The 17,713-nt window shown below is 72.4% G+C and carries 18 protein-coding genes; 5 read left to right on the top strand and 13 right to left on the bottom strand.

Going from position 1 to position 17,713, the window contains the following annotated elements:
- Window positions 1–182: 182 nt before the first annotated feature.
- From FHR36_RS20780 to FHR36_RS20770, 3 genes are all read right to left on the bottom strand, one after another.
- A complete protein-coding gene (locus FHR36_RS20780; RefSeq protein WP_253799660.1) occupies window positions 183–497 on the bottom strand; it encodes a hypothetical protein in 315 nt (104 codons plus the stop codon).
- Between the two features lie 81 nt (window positions 498–578).
- Window positions 579–1,901 (bottom strand): carbohydrate-binding protein, encoded by a 1,323-nt coding sequence (locus FHR36_RS20775; RefSeq protein ID WP_253799659.1) that lies wholly within the window; start codon window positions 1,899–1,901, stop codon window positions 579–581.
- Window positions 1,902–2,222: 321 nt separating this feature from the next.
- Window positions 2,223–2,963, bottom strand: a complete 741-nt coding sequence (locus FHR36_RS20770; protein WP_253799658.1) for a hypothetical protein — start codon at window positions 2,961–2,963, stop codon at window positions 2,223–2,225.
- Window positions 2,964–3,161: 198 nt separating this feature from the next.
- Here FHR36_RS20770 and gcvH point away from each other — a divergent pair, with 198 nt between their 5' ends.
- On the top strand, window positions 3,162–3,587 hold the full coding sequence (gcvH, locus tag FHR36_RS20765) for a glycine cleavage system protein GcvH (protein ID WP_322791133.1): 426 nt from the start codon (window positions 3,162–3,164) through the stop codon (window positions 3,585–3,587).
- A 388-nt stretch (window positions 3,588–3,975) separates the two neighbouring features.
- On the opposite strand, the gene FHR36_RS20760 is transcribed toward gcvH, so the two are convergent.
- From FHR36_RS20760 to FHR36_RS20750, 4 genes are all read right to left on the bottom strand, one after another.
- Window positions 3,976–5,895, bottom strand: a complete 1,920-nt coding sequence (locus FHR36_RS20760; protein WP_253799657.1) for a PH domain-containing protein — start codon at window positions 5,893–5,895, stop codon at window positions 3,976–3,978.
- A gap of 154 nt (window positions 5,896–6,049) precedes the next feature.
- On the bottom strand, window positions 6,050–6,613 hold the full coding sequence (locus tag FHR36_RS40350; RefSeq protein ID WP_344586571.1) for an alpha/beta hydrolase: 564 nt from the start codon (window positions 6,611–6,613) through the stop codon (window positions 6,050–6,052).
- 216 nt (window positions 6,614–6,829) lie between these two features.
- On the bottom strand, window positions 6,830–7,651 hold the full coding sequence (locus tag FHR36_RS40345; protein WP_344586573.1) for an alpha/beta fold hydrolase: 822 nt from the start codon (window positions 7,649–7,651) through the stop codon (window positions 6,830–6,832).
- 87 nt (window positions 7,652–7,738) lie between these two features.
- Window positions 7,739–8,959: a metal-dependent hydrolase family protein gene (locus tag FHR36_RS20750; protein WP_253799656.1), complete on the bottom strand. Its 1,221-nt coding sequence runs from the start codon at window positions 8,957–8,959 to the stop codon at window positions 7,739–7,741.
- A 65-nt stretch (window positions 8,960–9,024) separates the two neighbouring features.
- Between FHR36_RS20750 and FHR36_RS20745 the strand changes: the two genes are divergently transcribed.
- Together FHR36_RS20745 and FHR36_RS20740 are read left to right on the top strand one after the other, a co-directional pair.
- The gene (locus tag FHR36_RS20745; RefSeq protein ID WP_253799655.1) at window positions 9,025–9,645 is read left to right on the top strand and encodes a TetR/AcrR family transcriptional regulator; all 621 of its coding nucleotides are present in this window, start codon (window positions 9,025–9,027) and stop codon (window positions 9,643–9,645) included.
- 120 nt (window positions 9,646–9,765) lie between these two features.
- Window positions 9,766–10,767 carry a PI-PLC domain-containing protein gene (locus FHR36_RS20740; protein ID WP_253799654.1) on the top strand — a complete coding sequence of 334 codons (1,002 nt, stop codon included), beginning with the start codon at window positions 9,766–9,768 and terminating at the stop codon, window positions 10,765–10,767.
- Window positions 10,768–10,790: 23 nt separating this feature from the next.
- On the opposite strand, the gene FHR36_RS20735 is transcribed toward FHR36_RS20740, so the two are convergent.
- From FHR36_RS20735 to ppnP, 3 genes are all read right to left on the bottom strand, one after another.
- Window positions 10,791–11,537: a phosphotransferase family protein gene (locus FHR36_RS20735; RefSeq protein WP_253799653.1), complete on the bottom strand. Its 747-nt coding sequence runs from the start codon at window positions 11,535–11,537 to the stop codon at window positions 10,791–10,793.
- 164 nt (window positions 11,538–11,701) lie between these two features.
- Window positions 11,702–12,619, bottom strand: a complete 918-nt coding sequence (locus FHR36_RS20730) for a CAP domain-containing protein (RefSeq protein ID WP_253799652.1) — start codon at window positions 12,617–12,619, stop codon at window positions 11,702–11,704.
- 235 nt (window positions 12,620–12,854) lie between these two features.
- On the bottom strand, window positions 12,855–13,136 hold the full coding sequence (ppnP, locus tag FHR36_RS20725; protein WP_253799651.1) for a pyrimidine/purine nucleoside phosphorylase: 282 nt from the start codon (window positions 13,134–13,136) through the stop codon (window positions 12,855–12,857).
- A gap of 244 nt (window positions 13,137–13,380) precedes the next feature.
- Between ppnP and FHR36_RS20720 the strand changes: the two genes are divergently transcribed.
- A complete protein-coding gene (locus FHR36_RS20720; RefSeq protein ID WP_253799650.1) occupies window positions 13,381–14,196 on the top strand; it encodes a hypothetical protein in 816 nt (271 codons plus the stop codon).
- A 208-nt stretch (window positions 14,197–14,404) separates the two neighbouring features.
- Here the strand turns inward: FHR36_RS20720 and FHR36_RS20715 are convergent, their stop codons facing one another.
- Window positions 14,405–14,572 carry a hypothetical protein gene (locus FHR36_RS20715; protein WP_253799649.1) on the bottom strand — a complete coding sequence of 56 codons (168 nt, stop codon included), beginning with the start codon at window positions 14,570–14,572 and terminating at the stop codon, window positions 14,405–14,407.
- Between the two features lie 224 nt (window positions 14,573–14,796).
- Here FHR36_RS20715 and FHR36_RS20710 point away from each other — a divergent pair, with 224 nt between their 5' ends.
- Complete coding sequence (locus FHR36_RS20710) at window positions 14,797–15,204, top strand: hypothetical protein (RefSeq protein ID WP_253799648.1); 408 nt, start codon at window positions 14,797–14,799, stop codon at window positions 15,202–15,204.
- Between the two features lie 473 nt (window positions 15,205–15,677).
- Here the strand turns inward: FHR36_RS20710 and FHR36_RS20705 are convergent, their stop codons facing one another.
- Both FHR36_RS20705 and FHR36_RS20700 read right to left on the bottom strand, forming a co-directional pair.
- A complete protein-coding gene (locus tag FHR36_RS20705; protein WP_253799647.1) occupies window positions 15,678–15,923 on the bottom strand; it encodes a hypothetical protein in 246 nt (81 codons plus the stop codon).
- Window positions 15,924–16,113: 190 nt separating this feature from the next.
- Window positions 16,114–17,682 carry a hypothetical protein gene (locus FHR36_RS20700; RefSeq protein ID WP_253799646.1) on the bottom strand — a complete coding sequence of 523 codons (1,569 nt, stop codon included), beginning with the start codon at window positions 17,680–17,682 and terminating at the stop codon, window positions 16,114–16,116.
- Between the last annotated feature and the right edge of the window lie 31 nt (window positions 17,683–17,713).

Below are 17,713 nucleotides of genomic sequence, written 5' to 3'. Positions count from 1 at the left end.
TCGTCCGTCCGGCCATGGCGGCGCGCGGGCAGCGGGAGCGCGCCATGGCAGAGGCCGCGGTGCAGCGGGGAGGACGTGACCACGGTTCACTGGCCGGCCACGACCCTGAGCCGACCGGCGCGGAGCGCCCGGTCGGGGCGCCCGGGTGGACGGACCACCCGGGCGCCCCGCGCGTGCTCGGATCAGCCGAACGCGACGTCGCCCACCCTGCCGAGGGCCCGGAGCAGGCTGTCGCGCTCCCACTGGACCACCGTCGCGGCCGACCAGTCGAAGCCCCACCCCGGACGCACACCCCGCGCCGTCCACCCGTCCGGACGCCGGAGCGGAACGGTGAGCCCCGCCGTCCGCGCGGCGAGTGCCGCCTCGCACGCCTCCCGCGCGAGCCACAGGGCCTGCGCGCCGCTGTCGGCCTGCCCGACGAGGACATGGAGACCGTGCCGATCGGGTCCGACGGTGCTCCTGATCGGCACGTCGACCCGGAACCAGAGCTGCTCCATGACGCCATCTCCCTCGCGCTGCGCCGGGGTGAATGTGCGGGTAGCGGGTCCTGATGAGATGTCAGGAGACGTCAGAAGACGTCAGCAGGGGCCGTCGTCGGCCCAGACGCCCCACTGACCGCTGTTGGTCGGGATCTCGTTCTGGGTCCACCACTTCGCGTGGTAGTTATGCCCCTGGTACGAGACCTTGTTGCCGTTGGTGTAGACGGTCGAGGCGCTCCACGCGGGCTGGGTGCAGGTGCCCGGCTTGCCCGTGGGTGAGGACGACGGCGAGGTCGACGACGTCGGCGAGGCGGACGAGGTCGGGGGTTGGGTGGTGGGGGGTGTGGTGGGTGGGGTGGCTCCGGCGAATTTGACGGTGTATTTGGTGAAGTCCCAGTCGTTCTGGGTGACGCTGGAGCAGGAGCCGGAGAGTCCGGGGTCGACGGTGCCGGTGCATTGGCGGTCGCGGTTGACGGACCAGTAGGTGTAGCGGGCGAGTTTGTGGGTGGTGGCGTAGTCGAGGAGGGTCTGGAAGTCGTTCTGGCGGAAGTATTCGGCGGCGTCGGTGCGGCCGTTCATGAGGGAGACGCCTTCGTGGGCGTAGGCGGTGGTCTCGTTCCAGCCGAAGGTGGTCTGGAGGATCTGGTTGAACTTGGTGAGGGCGTCGGTCTGGGCGGTGGCGCTGTTGAAGCCGCCGTCGAAGGGCATGATGGAGTAGTTGTCGGGGGTGAAGCCCTGGGTCTTGGCCTCGTTGAGCATCTGGGTGCCGAACCAGCCGGTGCCGGCGTTGGTGCCGGCGGTGGTGATGGAGATGTAGAGGCCGGGGTTGTTGTGTTGGAGGATTTTGGCGGCGCCGATTTCGTTGTGGATGGCGGCGGTGTTCTCGTATTCGGGTTCTTCGAGGTCGAAGTCGAGGGCTTTGAGGTTGTACTTGGTGATGACTTTCTGGTAGCCGGCGGCGGTGGCTTCGGGGGTGCCGCAGGTCTGGCCGAGTTTGGTGCCGCCGTAGCCGCCGACGGAGACGGAGACGTCGCCGCCCTTGGTGCGGATCTTCTGGATGACGGTGGGCATGGTGGTGTCGGTGTCGATGGGGGAGGTGCCGCCCCAGGCGGGGGTGCAGCCGCCCTGGTCGAGGATGAAGGCGAGTTGGAAGGCCTTCTGGCCGGTGGCGTCCATGACGGCGGCGGGGTCGGGTAGGTTGTTGTCCTCGGGCATGAGGTAGGGGGCGGAGGCGTACCAGTTCGAACCGAGCCCGCTGGAGGCGGCGGGGGCGCTTGCGGACGCCAGGGCGTCACCGCCGCTCAGGGCCGCGGTCGCGCCGGCGGCGGCCAGACCGAGCGCGGCGATCGCCGCCGCGGCGACGGCACCGCGTCGGCGGCGATGCCGACCGGGGGTGGGGGAGTGGAGCGGGGCACGTTCCATCGGGGACCTCTCCGAGGCATGGGGGACCGCCGCCCGGGAGATGCGGGGCGGCGCTGGGCGCACAACGGTCGGCACCCGTGCGCGACGGCGTCGGGTGCTGCGGCCGCGAGGTGCGGCCGCCCCCGTCCGGACGGGGCAACTCCCAAACTGGACTGGACCACTGGCCGGGTCAAGGGCCCTCGACCCGGCTTGGGCCTTCCTTAAGGAAACCTTCGGGAAGCGCTCTCAGGAACCTGGGAGCCTGAGCGGGACCGGAGCGGGTCGGAGCGGGAACGTACCCGGGCCGGTCCGGTCGCGACGCCGACGGGGCCCCGGCGGGGCTCAGTGCTCGGCGGACTCGCGGAACTGGAGGGTGATGGCGGCCGTGTCCGGGATCGCGGTGTGCCCGGTGACCACCAGGGTGCCGGTGTTGGAGGCGTCCTCCCAGTGGCACAGGGCGAAGCCGTTGGTGCTGGTGTGGCCGCAGCGCAGCTGCCCGCCGAGGGGTCCGGCGTCGACCTGCTCGGCGTCGCCGACCTTGACAGCGGCGAAGTAGTTCTCGAAGAGCCAGGCGTAGGAGTGGTCGGCCCGAGTGGCTGCCGCAGTCTGATCGCCGTGCACAGTGGAGGCGCAGAACAGCAGGCTGTGCTCGGTCCCGCCCGGGGTCTTCGAGTAGAACCAGCACTTCTCCTGGCTGTCCTGGAGCTGACTCTCCGGCGAGATCCCGGATGCCGGGTGGGCGGTGATGAGGTGGTAGCCCGCAACGGTGTCGGGTGCGGTGATGATCCGGTAGGTCGAATCGAGGGGCATGCTCGGACCGGGACCCATGGAGCGGGTGGCGTCCACCGCGATGGCCGCGGAGAGCGACGTGACGGCCACGGCGAGCCCCAGCCCCAGGAACCTCCTGCGCTTCCTGCCCAGGGCGCTCGCCCCGGCGACCTCCTCCGGCGTCGCGGCGACCGGATTGCGCCACCTGCGGGTCAGCCACCAGACAAGGCCGGCGCCGCCGCCGACCATCAGGAACCGGCCCAACGCGCCGCCCGCAACGTACCCGGACGAGTGAATGTCAATGGAACCCACCATGCGCGGAACCCTAGGGGTTCAATCCCTCTTCCGGAATAAGATATTCCGCTCTTGTGTGAGCAAAGTGGGCGCAAGCGCCACCGGCTGCAGCGCATTCGTTATGTGCCGGACCCGGGGAGGCGGTGCGCACACGGCCGTTTCCGTGACACGCCGTCAGGACAGCGCGCTGCTTCGGCCGGTCCGGTGGAGTCGTGGGTGATGATGAGTCCGCTGATCAACGTCGACCTGAGTGGAGCGAGCGTGTCGAACATCCCGGCTGATCTGCGATTCGCCGAGTCGCACGAGTGGGCGCGTCTGGAATCGGACGGCTCGGTGGCGGTCGGACTCAGCGACCACGCCCAGCAGGCGCTCGGCGACATCGTCTTCGTGGAGCTGGCAGAGGTCGGCAAGTCCTTCGCGGTCGGCGACGCCGCCGGTGTCGTCGAGTCGGTCAAGGCCGCGTCGGACATCTATGCGCCGATCAGCGGCGCGGTGATCGCCGTGAACGAGGAACTGGGCGACAGTCCGGAACTCATCAACGAGGAGCCGTACGAGACCTGGATCTTCAAGCTCAAGCCCTCCGACAAGGCCGAGCTCGACCGGCTCCTCGACGCTGCCGGCTACCGGGCGGTCATCGGCGGGTGAGGCAGTGCGATGTCGGCCCCGTTCCCGCCCGGACGGCAGCGTCGGGCGCCGGTCCGTCCTAGCGCGCCCGTGGTCACAGTTCGAGGCGGTACCAGGTGCGTCGGTCCTGGAACTGCAGCCATGCCCGACCGCCGCGGCAGACCGGGCGGCGCGCCCAAGTGGCGGGCCGTGATCCGTCCGGGAGCAGGAGCGGGGCCGCGGCCACCGTCTCGACCACCGAGGGGCCTGCTCGCGAACTGGTCGCGAGGCAGGGCCCTCTATCCGGTGATGCCGCTCCCCTCCCAGGTCGCGCTCGTCCACCACGGTTGGGCCGCCCACATGATCTTCTCCCCGTACGGGGTGGGGAAGTTGGGGCTGGGCGGACAGCCCTGAGCTCGGAGTCGGCTCGTCAGAGGAAGTAGTGGGCCAGGGCGAAGGTCAGGAACGCCGCGAGCGAGAGGCGGTTGATGAGCAGCTGGGGGCGGCCGATCGGCGGCAGGGTGGGGGTTTCGAGCGGGCGGCGGGCGGGGCGGTGGGCGAGCAGCGTGATCGTTTCGGCTGCTTCGGCGGGGGAGGAGGGGCCGCCGAGGTGGCGGTGCAGCAGGCGGCCGGGCAGGCTGCCGCGGCTGTTCTCCCGACCGTCGGTGAGTTTGATGACCAGGCTCCCGCGGTGCACCGCGGCGGCCTTGACCTGCGCCCAGGGGATCCGCTGGTGCCGCAGCGCCCCGGCGGTCGACACGCCGTCGCGGTCGATCGAGATCTGCCAGCCGAGGGCCGCGACCGTCCAGATGAAGGCGCCGCTGCCGAAGGCGAGCGGACGGAGCAGGCCACCCACCAGGGTGTGGGGGCTCGCCAGCACGACGAGCCCGGACAGGAGCGCTGCGGTGAGCGGCCCGGCCGTCATGCGGAGAGCCGCAGGCATCCCGAACACCCGCGCCGGCTCGCGCGGCGCGTCGGGGAGGTCCGGGACGGCGGACAGGGTCTTGGCCGCCAGGGCGGGGACGGCCAGTTCCTGCTCCAGGCGTCCGGGCTTGCGGCGCACGAGTCGCCGGGGCAGGGGGCGTTCGTCGGCGATGTCCGCGACCCAGTCCGCGCCGGGCGTCGGCGGACGGTAGACCAGGACCTGCGCGGATGCGCCGTCCGGACCCTGGTAGAGCAGCCCCGGGACGGGCCGGCCGGCCTGCTCCAGGATTCGGGCGGCCTCGTCGACGCCGTACGCCTCGAACTCGTCCGCGTGGTCGGCCTGCTTGCTCAGGGTGTCCTCGTGCAGCCAGGTCGGGTCGTTGTCGTCGGTCGCCGTGTAGCTGCAGCTCTCGCGGACCCGCATCCGCCACACGGCGGGTAGGCCGGTGTCCTCGCCGACCGGGTGGATCGCGGGGGAGCCGTGGCCGTCCAGCGTGACCTGGACGGCGAGTGCGGGCGCCCCGGGCTCGGTGAGGGCTCGTCGGCGGCGGACGGAGCGGGCGGCGGAGGCGAGCAGCAGGATGCCCAGCGTGCCGGACGCGGTGGCGCCGGCGGCCCAGCCACTCGGATCGAAGGTGTCGCCGGCGACCAGGACGAAGCCCTGCTCGTCGGCCAGCACGACCAGCGGATCGCCGGGCTTCGGGGTGTCGTCCCACACGTTGTCCAGCCGGGCGGTGGTCGCTCGCCTGCTCCCGGGCAGCGGGAAGCGGACCTCCACGTAGTCCGGGTCCGCGGCGACCACCGTTCCCTCGACCCGGGTCGCGGCGGCGGCGCGGGTCTCGCTGTCGTTCAGGTCGACGGCGCCGAGCGCCGCGAGGACGGCTGCGCCCGTCAGCAGCAGGGCGCCGAGCGCGCGTCGGATCCAGGGCGTCCAACCGGTGGTCGGCGCCGCGGTGGCACCTGCCGCCGTCCACGGGTACGGGAGCGGCGGTCCCATCAGGGTCTCCACCTGGGCCCGGGCTCGGCGGCGGCCGAGCTCCACCCGCCCGAGGGCTGCCGCCAGCAGGCCGTGGGCCAGCAGCGAGGCCGAGTTGGTGAGCTGGTTGGGCAGGCCGTCCGGGATCAGCCAGAGCAGGCCGCCGGTGACGGCGGGTACGAGCCAGAGGTTTCGCGGCCTGGCCAGCAGGACGAAGAACTCGGCGACCAGGAGCGAGGCCGCGAGCACGGCGGGCCATCGGGAGACGTCGGAACAGGCGGTCGGGGTGGGGCAGGAGGTGTCGGACACCATCGCCAGCAGCGCAACGGCCAGCGGGAGCAGGGCGAGCCAGCGGGTCTCCCACCGGCGCCAGACGCGCGTCGCACGCCACTGGTCCGCGGCAGCGGGGGTGAACGGCGGGGCGGCGGGGAGCGGCGGTGCGGGAAACATGCGGAGATGATGGCAGGCTGCTGCCGGCGGCCAGGTGCCGGGGTGTGCGTTCGCGCAGGCCAGGGGCTCGGAGAGCGGTGGTGCGGAGCGAACGGGGACACCGGTGGGTCCGCCGCCCCTTCGGATCGCGGTCCGAAGGGGCGGCCGCCCGGGCTCAGTCGGTGGGGCAGCGGGTGCCGGCGGCCGGCATGGTGCCGTCGGTCAGGAAGGTGTTGACGGCGTTGGTGATGCAGGTGCTCTTGCCGTAGCCGGTGTGGCCGTCGCCCTCGCGGGTGAGCAGGGTGGCGTTGGCGAACCCGGCCGCGACCTTCTCCGCCCAGGCGTACGGGGTGGCCGGGTCGCCGGTGGAGCCGACGACCAGGATCGGCGCGCTGCCGGTGGCCTTGACGACGTGCGGCTGCTCGGTCGAGTGGGTCGGCCAGGAGCGGCAGTCCGGGTCGAAGAGGTCCTTCTCGGTGAAGTGCGCCCCGACCAGCGGGGCCTGCTCGCGGACCTTGGCCAGGGCGGCCTGCAGGCGCTCGGCGCTGGGGGTCTCCGCCCCCGGGTCGGCGCAGTGGATGGCGGTGTAGGCGTCGAACATGTTGCTGTAGTGGCCGTCGGTGTCGCGGCCGTTGTAGCCGTCCGCCATGTCGAGGAGGTAGTCGCCCTTGCCGCGCAGCATGGCCCAGCCGACCGCGTTGCGCAGGTACTCCCAGGACTTCTTGTCGCCGTAGAGCATGCTCAGCGTGCCGGTCCAGCCGGCCGTCGCGGTGAGCTTGCGGCCGTGGCCGGCCGCGAGCGGGTCGGCGTGCAGGCCGTCGAGGAAGGCGGCGAGCTTGCCCGCGGCCTTGTCGGGGTCGCTGCCGAGGCTGCAGTGGTCCTGGTGGGTGCAGTCGGCGGCGAAGGCTTGCAGCGACTTCTCGAAGCCGGCGAACTGCTGGACCAGCAGGTCGAGTTAATCGGCGGTGGGGTCGACGGCGCCGTCCAGGACGAGGCGGCCGGTGCGGTCGGGGAACTGCTCGGCGTAGCTGGAGCCGAGGTAGGTGCCGTAGGAGAAGCCGAGGTAGTTGAGCTTCGGGTCGCCGAGGGCGCCGCGCAGCACGTCCAGGTCGCGGGCGGCGTCGCGGGTGCCGACGTGCGCCAGCAGCTTGCCGGACTTGGCCGTGCAGGCGTCCGCGTACGCCTTGCCGTGGTCGTCGGGGCGGTCGTCGGCGGTGGCCCAGGCGTCGTGGGCGGCGTCGTCCAGGCAGTGCACGGAGGTGCTGGCGCCGACGCCGCGCGGGTCGAAGCCGACCAGGTCGTAACGGTCGTTCAGGGCCTTGAAGCGCTCGCCGCCGTGCTGGACCTCCTCGATGCCCGAGCCGCCGGGGCCGCCGGGGTTGAAGAGCAGGGAGCCGAGCCGCTGGTCGGCCTTGGCGGCGGGCCGGCGGGTGAGGGCCACCTCGATGGACTCGCCCGCGGGGTCCGCGTAGTCGAGCGGCGCGCGCAGGCGGCCGCACTGGAACGAGGACTCGTCGATCTTCTCGGTCTTCGGGTCGTCCGGGCAGGGCGACCAGGCGATCTGCTGGGTGTAGAAGCCCTTCAGCGCGGGGTCGTCGGCGCCCGTGGGCTTCGCGGAGGGGCTGGGCGCGGCGGCCGAGCCGCTCGGTGCGGCCGGGGCGGGGCGGCGGTGTGCGGGGTGCCGGTGCAGGCGGCGAGCGCGGCGAGTACGGCGGTCAGGAGGGCAGCGGGAAGCGCCCGGCGAATCGGCCGGGTAGTACGCATGATCACTGCGCATACTTATCATCTGGCGATCACATGAGGCATGTCGTTATCACTGCTGGACGGACCGTCAGGCGCGTTCCGGGGTCGTCGGCCGCCCGGCTCAGATCACCGAGCCGGCCTTGATCACGTGCTTCAGGTGCTTGTCGGGGCGGGTCAGGACGACGAGGTCGGCGAGCGGGTCGCCGTCCACCACGAGCAGGTCGGCGTGGGCGCCGGGGGCGAGGGTGCCGATCTCGCCCTCCATCCGCAGCAGACGGGCGGCCGTGGTCGTCGCGGAGCGGATGATGTCGGCGGCGGGCTGGACCTGGGCGCGCAGGGTGAACTCCTCCAACTGCGCCGGGTGCAGCGGTCCGAGGAGATCGCTGCCGTAGACCAGGTTGACGCCCGCGCGATGGGCGCGCTCGAGGGCGGCCAGTCCGTGGTCGCGGACCTCGGTGAGCTTGCGGAGCGAGGCCTCGGGCAGTCCGGAGCCGGCGCCGAGCCTCGCCGTCTGCTCGTACGCGACGAGCGTGGGTACGAGGAAGGCGTCGCGTTCCAGCAGCAGTCGGACGCTGCCGTCGTCGATCAGGTTGCCGTGTTCCACGCAGCGCACGCCGGCCCGCAGCGCCCGGTCGACCGCCCGCGGGTGGTAGGCGTGGACGGTGACGTAGCGGTTGTGGTTGTCGGCCTCCTCGACGGCGGCCCGGATCTCCTCCTCGCTGTACTGGACGGCGGCGATCTCGTCGTGCGGGGAGGCGACGCCCCCGGAGAGCAACACCTTGAGATGGGCGGCGCCCTTGCGGAACTCGTCGCGGGCGGCGGCCCGGACAGCGTCCACGCCGTCGGCGATCCGGCCGAAGTCGGGACGCGACTGGCAGCAGGCGTGCGAGTCGTGGCCGAGCGGGCGGAGGTCGCCGTGGCCGCCGGTCTGGGACAGCGCCTTGCCGCCGTGGATCAGCCGCGGGCCTAGGGCGAGTCCCTCGTCGAGCGCGCGGGCCATGCCGTGGTCGGCGCCGCCGACGTCGCGCACGGTGGTGAAGCCGCGGCGGAGCATCCGTTCGGCCTCGGCGAGGGCCCGGACGGTGAGGTAGCCCGGGGTCCAGTTCGCCACGGCGGCCAGGTCGAGGGTGGTGACCAGCAGGTGGACGTGGGCGTCGATCAGGCCGGGCAGCACGGTGGCGCCGGCGGCGTCGACGACCCGGACGCCGTCCCCGACCGCGGGCGGGCGGCCGGTGCCGGTCTCGGCGATCCGGCCGTCGGCGACCTCCAGCCAGCCGGGTTCGGTGCGGGTGCCCGTCTCGGGGTGGAGCAGGTGGGCATGGGTGATCAGCAGTCGGGTCATGGGGAGGTCCCTCGCGGTCCGGTTTCAATACGACCTGTATTGAATACACCATGTATCGTGTTCCTGTGAATCCACCCCAGGACGGCCCCGCCGCCCCCCGACCGCCCCGGCGCCGCGTCCACACCCGGGCGCGGATCCTGGCGGCGGCGAGCGACCTCTTCCTCTCCGTCGGCTTCGCGCGCACGAGCATCGAGGACATCTGCGCGGCCGCCGGGTACACCCGAGGCGCCTTCTACTCGAACTTCGCGAGCAAGGAGGACCTGCTGCTCGCCCTCTTCGACGCACAGGCGGCGGACCGGATGGCCGAGTTGGAACAACTCGCGGCCGCCGGAGCCGCGATGACGGCGCCGGAGCGCGCCCGGCGGCTGGTCGAGGCGCTGCTGCGGGTCGAGCCGGCCGAGACCGGATGGATCCTGCTCTTCCTGGAGTTCCGCCTCCTCGCGGCACGCTCGCCCGAACTGGCCGCCCGGGTCGCCGAGCACGACCGCGCAGTGTCGTCCGCGCTGGCCGCGGTGCTGGAACGCACCCTGCCGGAACTCGTCCCCGCCGGAGCGGACGCCGCCCAGGCCGCCGAGGTGATCCTGGCCGCGCGCGAAGGCCTGCTGGCCCGGACGGCGGCGGGCGGCCGGGCGGCGGAGCAACTGCTCGGCGCGACGGCGGCGGTGCTGTCGGGCCTGCTGGCCTGAGCGCGGCCGTCGCGGGCGTCGTGAAGGCTCTTCCCGGAGGTTGCGCCCACACATCCTCTGTCGACGTACAGTAGGCGCACTCAACGGCGTGTCAGTACACCGACAAGAAGGAGTGGTCCCGTGGCCTCTCACCTCAGGCAGGGTGCCCGTCGGCGGATCTTAGCGGCGCTGACGGCGGCGCTGTTCGGCATCATCGGAGCCACCGCGGTCGCCGCGCCCCCGGCGGCCGCAGCCGCAGCCGCAGCTGATCAGCGTCACGCCATCTACGCCATCGCGCACCGGGTCGACACCCTCGGCGGCATCGACGCCGCGCTCGACCACGGCGCCAATGGCATCGAGATCGACGTCTGCGCCTGGTGGAACCCGAACGAATGGCGCGCCTACCACGACTGCTCCTCGGCCGGCGACAATCGGCTCGGCCCCGGCTTCGACAGCATGATCGACCGCATCGTCGCCAACGCCCACGCGGGCCGCCGCCTGGCGCTGGTCTGGCTGGACATCAAGGACCCCAACTACTGCGGAGAGCAGCAGAACCGCGGATGCAGCGTCGCCGGACTGCGCGACAAGGCGCAGCGGCTGACCGCCGCCGGGATCCAGGTGCTGTACGGCTTCTTCGAGTACCACGGCGGCAGCACCCCGGACGTCGGTGGCCGGGGCTGGCAGAGCCTGGAAGGCAGGCTCGGTCCCCTGGAGGGCATCACGACGACCGGCACCCGCGACCAGGCCCAGGGCGCCTTCAACCGGTCCGGTACGGGCTTCCCGGCCGGGCACCGGGCGATGGACTACGGCGACAGCGACATCACCAAGGGGTTCGGCAACTGCACCGAAGCCGGCTACAACACGTGCGCCGAGCTGAAGAAGGGCGCCGCGGACCGTGACGCCGGACGGCTCGCCGCCGCCCTGTCCTGGACGACCACCTACAACGACCCCTGGTACGTCGACAAGCTGCTGGGGGAGGGACGCGTCGACGGCATCATCGCCGGCTACGGTGCCTTCACCGGCGTCCGCGAGTACGACAGCGGCTGGCAGTGCGCCAACGCCGTCAACCTCGTCCGCGACTGGGTGAACCGCCACAGTTCCACCCACCGGATGGCCACCGGCGCCGACCGCCTGTTCCACTGACGACCACCCGGCAGCCGGCCGTCTCACATCCGGGACCTCAGCACGTCGACCTCGCAGCCCGGCGCGAACGGGTCGAAGCCGTGCTCGATCAGCCAGCGGACCACCAGCAGGCTCCGCAGCGACCACCAGGCGTGGACCACGTCGAGGTCGATGTCGGTGCCGTAGCCGGCGAGGACGTCGTCGAGGTGCTCCTCGTGTCCGAGCGTGAAGGTGGCGAGGTCGTACAGGGCGTCACCCCGGCCCGCCTCGGACCAGTCGATGATGCCGGTGACCTCGTCGCCGTCGAGGAAGACGTGCGCGATCTGCAGGTCGCCGTGCGTGAATGCCGGCGTCCACGGTCGGAGTGCGGCCTCGGCGACCCGGCGGTTGCGGGTGACCAGCTCGGCGGGCAGGAGGCCGTTCGTCACGAGCAACGCGCACTCGTCGTCGAGTTCCGCCGCCAGCGCGGCGGTGCTCCGGCCGGCGCGGCCGGGCCGGGGCGGCAGGGGCGCGTCGTGCAGCTTCCGGATGGCGGCGCCCGCCGCGGCCCACGCCGCCGGCGACCCGGTCGACGGCCCGCCGAGGCGCCCGAGCGTCGTCCCCGGGAGTGCGGCGAGCGCGAGCACGGGCGGCCTGCGCCACAGGACCTCCGGGGTCGGGACCGGCGCGAGGGACATCGCCTCGACCTCGGCGTCGATGCGCGCCTGATCGGGGTCCACCTTCAGGAACACGTCGCCGACGCGCAGGGTCGCGCGCTCGGAATGGGCGACGACGACTTCGACCTCATCCATGGGCGACCAGTATCCCGGGGGTGACCGCCGACGTCGCCGGGTTTGTCGCGGTCGAGGGTGATGCCGTCCAGTGGTGCCGCCTCCCGCGGGGCCGGCGCCGATGTGCCGGCCCGCCCGCGTGGACGGTCGCAGGAGACCGAGGCGGCGGAGCGCCGCCCCGGCCGTCAGTCCGAGAAGTCCTGGGTCATCCACACCGTGCCCGAGGAGTCGCGCAGCAGCTGGATCCCGATGTGGTGGAAGGCCGGGTTGAGGATGTTCCGGCGGTGGCCGTCGTTGGGCGGCTGCTCGGCGAGCATGTCGTTGGTGAGCCCGACCGCCATCTTGGCTATCGCCTCCGTGGTGTTCGCCATCGGGCCGCCCTCGCCGATGTTCTCGCCCGCAGTACCCCACTGCACACCGCCGGCGTGCTCGCGGTCGCCGAAGGCGGGCTCGCCCGGGCACTGGTGCTGCAGCCCGCAGCCGGCCGCCATGGTGTGGTTGTGCGCGTTGGCGCTGGTCTGAAGCCCGGCGAGGATCTGCAGCGGGGCGACGCCCTGCGCGGCACGCGCCTGGTTGATCACCGCGAGGACCTGGCTCGTCGCAGCGTCCAGGCCCGCGCTCGAACCGGAGTCGGCGCCGCCGCCGCCGGCCCCGGCGCCGGCCTTCGGGGTTGCCCGCGTCGGCGACGCAGCCGCCCGCGGGGTGGTCGGCGCCGCCGAAGGCGTGGCGGACTGCTGCACCGGGGTGGTGCTGACGGAGGCACTGGGCAGCCGGGTCGGCCCGGTCGACTGCGGGTCCGGCGCCGACAGGGGCACGTCCGACGGGCTCGGCGTCAGCGGCACGTCACCGACCGGCAGCGACGGGTCGGGTGCGGCCGCCGCCCGGCCGTCCTGCGGGCCGGACGCGAACAGTGTCTTGCCGCCGACCACCGCGGTGGCCGCCGTCGCCGCCATCGCGACCACCGCGAGCAGCGGCTTCGTACCGGGCCTGGACCTCGCGCGGTGCCGTCCGTTGTCGCCCCTGCGGTGCGACCCGCCGCCCGCCCGGCGCGTGGACGGGCTCGGCGCCTGCCGGACCAGCTCCTCGGTCTCGTACTCCATCATCTGTCTCTCCTCCGGTCGACTGCCTTCGAGACAGGAGACCCCCGTGCGCGCGACGGATAACGAAAATCGCGCGAGTGTTCACGGAAGCTGTCGATGGTAGCCGGTCAATCGGGAGATCCGGTCGTATGCAGATCGGATGGTGGGGTGTACGGCTGATCGGAAATGGGGGAGAAACCGACAAAATGCCCGGCGGGCCGTGTTCCGTCGACCCCGCTGCAGCCGCCGGCGGGTGCGGTCAGCGGTACTCGCAGAGGTAGGCGGTGTCGCCCTCGACCTTGAGATCGAACGCGCTGTCGCCCGGGACATCGAACCGGCTGCCCGCGGTGAACGTCTCCCACTCGTCGGCACCGGGCAGCCGGACGGTCAGGGCGCCGCTGATCACGTGCATGGTCTCCGGGGCGGCGGTGTCGAAGGTGTAGGCGCCGGGAGCCATGACACCGATGGTCGCCCGGGCGTCCTGCTGCTTGAAGGCGATCGACGTGACGGTGCCGTCGAAGTACTCGTTGACCGTGAACATGGGCATCCCTCCGGGGAACGGGCGGGAACGAGCGGGCTGCACGCCCCGCGCGCGACTGGTTGTCGGCAGCGGAAAACTACCGGTGGCGCCGCCCGGGACGGCGGTCCGTCTCAGCCCGCGAACTCGCTCAGAAGCACGCCGGCAGTTCCGAGCGGTGGCCTCGGCAGCGACCTGGTCCGTCGTCGGCAGCCGCCTGTAGCGTCCTCGCGACGGTGGTTGGAGCAAGGCGGACCAGGTGAGGCTCGTGGGGGACGTGATCGGCGCGAACGGGGCTGCGGCCGGAGAGGGTGCTGACGGTCCCACCTCGGACCAAGGGGGCGAGCCGCACGAGCTGTTCGAGCCCGAGATCCGCCGTACCTTCCGGACTGTCGCCATCGACCGGTTCGGAGGCCGCTCCATGCCTGTCCAAGCGGCACTCCTCTTCGGGCCGGAGTTCGGCCCGTGGCGGTCGGAGAGCGAGTTCCTCGGTGAGTTCTACAACGAGATCCACCACCAGGACACCTGCGACACATACACCGCGGAAGGCGTTCGGCTCCTCACCGCGCTGGCCGTCGACGACCGCGTTCCGCCTCGCGACCGCTTCGACCTGGTCAGGATGCTCCTCAGCATTGCCACCGAGGCGGACCGACACACAGCCGAGTACTGGCCCGGCCGTCACCCGCAGGCGGACGCGGCAGCCGCCTCCCGGGCGAGATCGGCAGTAGAGGTGCGGCTGGCCGGGATCCTCGCGCGCTGGGACACCGAGTGCCTGGGCGTGCGCCTCGGCCTCGCCGCCTTGGCAGCCGCCTTCCCCGCGGCGCCCGCTGCCGTGAACCTGCTGCCGAAGGTGGAAGCATTCGCCGAGGCCCATCGGCAGGACTCGCGAATCGCTGGCTACCTGCGCTTCGTTCTCATCCTCGCCGGCGCGAAGGACAATCAGGTATTTGCGGAGGTCGAGTCCCTGACCGGGTCCTACTGGCGCGCCACGCACCGGGACGCGCCTGTGCCGGCCCGTGCTGTGCACCTGCTCGACCAGATGCTTGTGCGGATGCGGTCGCTGTTGCTTGCACAGCGTCCATGACCGTCGGTCGAAGCGCAGTACGGGTGGGCCGTTTCCGGGGCCTTCAACTGCGGACGGCGCCTTTGAGCCACAGGAGATGGACCGGGAGGCCGTTGCATTCGGCGTCCCGTGCACTAATACGGGCGTCCTCGTCTCCGGCTGCTGGGCACGTGGCCGAAGTCGGACGGGGCAGGTTGATCACCTGCCGCCAGGTGGACGGTGGCTGTGCTCACGAACGCTTCAGGAACCTCAGGGCGAACGCTGCGAACACCAGGACGATTCCGACGTTCACCATCAGCCGTTCCCAGAGGTGGTGCCTGAAGAACAGGATGTCCACGCCGACCACGACAGCCACCAGCGCGATCACGTAGAGCACGACGACGGTCTGTCTTCCCATATGTCCTTTCTACTCCGTGCGGTCGCGGTGCGGGCGGGCCGACGAGTGGGCCGGTTGCCTCGGCAAGATCGCGATCGGATAGCCTGCCCGGCGCCGAAGGACCATCGACGGAAGCGGTGACGTCAGTAGTGACGAGGGAGAGCAGCGAAGGGTCGGTCGGAGCCGGGGGTGGCGGCGGTACGGTGCAGCCGGCTGGGGCGGGGCGTGGCGTCGCCCTGGGCTGCTTGGGCGTCTTCCTGGCCGTAGTCCTGGGTTTCATGCTCATGGCGTGGCAGGAACGCACCATCGTGGACGCCTGGACCTACTGCTCGGACCAGGCCGCCCAGGTCGCGATCGACACGTCACCGCGCCTGGCTGCCGAGGTCGCCTTCGACCGGTCCACGGTGCGGCTCCTGGTCTACATCATGTGTTTCCCGGTCGGGTTCGGCCTGGGGCGCCTGTTCATGTGGGGGCGATCGCGGCGGGCTGCGATCGCCGTCGGCTGCCTGCTGGGGGTTGCGGTGTGTGCGGCGGTCTTCGTCGGGGACTTCGCGCTCAACAACGGTGAGGTGGCGGGCGCCTACCTGCCCGGGCGGTGTCCGGGCGGGCGGCCGCCGTGGTGGTTCTCCTGGCTGCCGATGAGGGTGGGGTAGCAGGCCGGGCCACACCCCGGCACCCCTTGTTCTGCTGTTGCACGGCGGCTTCTGGCGCGAGCCGTACGGCCGGGCCGAACTGTCGTCGCCGGCACGGGACCTGGCCGCGCGCGGCTGGGCGGCGGTCAACGTGGAGTACCGGCGGGTGGCCGGAGACGTTTCTCGACGTCGCCCGGGCCGTCGACGTCGTTCCCGGCGAGGTCGGCCGGATCGTGGGTGCGGCGGTGGACACCGACCGCGTCGTGGTGCTCGGGCACTCCGCCGGCGGACACCTGGCCCTGTGGGCGGGACCGCGCCACCGCCTGCCCGAGGGATCGCCGGGCCGGCTCGCCGAAGTGCCGCGGCTCACCGGGGTGATGGCCCTCGCCCCGGCCGCCGACCTGGCATGGGCCCACGACCTCGGTGGCGGCCCCGCCGAGGTCGCCGACCGCTACGCCGCCGCCGACCCCGCGGCCCTGGGGCGCGGACGTGCGTCAGCGGCGCTTCGCGCCGTTCGGCGGGTGCTCCCCGACGAGTTGGAGGTCGGCCGGTGCGGCTTCCCACTCGATTCCGCCGCCGACCGGGCGGACGAAGATCCGATGCCCCAGCAGTTTGCCCGTCTCGCCGTCGCGTTCGACCAGCTGCCCGGAGATCGTCCCGCTGCGCCCGTCTCTCCTGTGGCGGACGAGTCGCCCGTGATCGGGGTGGGCCGGGTTGGTGACCGCTACGCCGATGGGCAACGCGTTCGCCGCCTTCCTCTGCTGTCGGGGATCCGTCAGGCCAGCATGTCTGACATGCCGCCGCCATGCCGGACTCCTCAGGAAGTTCCCAGGAAGCGTTGCGGTGGATGTCATCCGAGGCGGACACGGCGGACCGGCTGGGCGGAAGCGCCCCCGGGAGGTCCGGGGGCGCTTCGGCGTCGTCGCGGGATCAGTGGGTGAGGGTGCTGCTCACCTGGGTGAGGCCGGCCGGTCCGGTGGCGGACAGGTCGTGGAACAGGTTGGCGGTGACCTGGCCGCCCGCGCCGACGGTCCACAGGTCCGGGGTGCCGTCGGAGTTGATGTCCGCCGCCTGGAGCTGGACGTCGGCGCCGGTGTTCCAGCCGGTGGCCATCGGGACGGACTGGTACGTCAGGGCGCCGGTGTCCGGGTCGGCGGCCAGGTCCTTCCACAGGTCCAGCTCGCCGGTGGACTTCTTCCACAGGAACAGCGCGGTGCCGGTGCCGCCGCCGGGGGCAGCGACCTCGGTCGAGGCGATCGTCCAGTCGTTCCAGTCGGTGGCGCCGTCGGGGGTGCGGACGTTCAGCGCCGTCGGCATGTCGAACATGCCGGGGATCGGATACGCCGGGTAGATGCTCAGCGCCGTGCCGCCGGAGCCGTCCGGCGCTATGCCCAGCAGGTCCGGGAAACCGGTCGCGCGGCCGGAGACCGTGCCGGCCTCGGCGACCTGCGAGGGGTAGCTGCCGGACCAGTCGGAGAGGTAGCCGTTCACCCCGCCCGTGGGCAGCGGACCACCGCTGCCGTCGCCGCCGCGAACGCCGAGGTGACCGGCCCGGATGCCGCCCGGGTAGTAGAACAGGAGGTCCTGGAAGGAACCGCCGGTGAACCGTCCGGTGAGCGGCAGCGCGCCGTCCCAGTCCGACGGGGTCGGTTCGGTGTTGAAGCCGGGGCCGGCGGCGCCGATGTTCACGGCCGGGCCGACATGGCCGTCGCCGGTGCCGGGGGCCAGCCAGATGCCCGATGGAAGCCCGTTGCGTCCACCGACCGTCACCAGGTCGGGGATACCGTCACCGGTCAGATCGGCGGTCGTCAGGTTCGGCGGCGGCGCCGCGGCGGAGAACTCCAGCCGCGCCTGGCCGCCGACGTTGCCGCCGGGGGAGAGACTGGTGACCGTCAGCGTGTTGACGGCCCGACCGGGCGTCAGCGCAATCACCGCACGGCCGGCGTCGGCCCGGACCTCCACCGGGGCGCCGTCGTTCAGCTGGTACGAGTAGCCGGCCGGCACCGAACCGTCGGCCGGAGGCGCCACCGTCACCGTGACCGGCTTGCCGATCACCGCGCCGCTCGGCGCCGCAGCGACCGGCGCACCCTGCCGGGTCGGGTCGAAGGAGAACCGGCACTGCGGCGACCACTGGCTCTTGCGGCCGTCGGCGTCGGCCCGGAACTGCCACACGAAGTCGGTGATCCGCCCACCCGCGGCGTTCTCGAACGTCGCGGCGGGCACCACCACCACCGCCTCCTGACCGGACGTCACCGCCAGCCTCCCCGCGGCTGCCACCGCCGTCTCCGGCCGGTCCGCCCGGACGAGCCGGAATTCCGCGGTCAGCGCCGTACCCGCCGGATTCTGCATCCGGGCACGGAAATCGACCTCGGTGTCGCCGAGCACGGTGCCACCCGCGCACGCGCTCGCGGGCGAGGTGGCCGGCGAACTCACCGAGGGACGGTCCTTGTCGGCGGACTGCGCCGACGCGGGCTGCGCCGAACCCACGGCGATCAACACCACACCGACGGCAGCCGAGGCCGCGGTCGAA

The sequence above is a fragment of the Kitasatospora cinereorecta genome (assembly GCF_024172095.1).
GTDB lineage: Bacteria > Actinomycetota > Actinomycetes > Streptomycetales > Streptomycetaceae > Kitasatospora > Kitasatospora cinereorecta.
The sequence above is the reverse complement of the archived record's forward strand: the minus strand, read 5'-3'. Positions and strand labels throughout refer to the sequence as shown.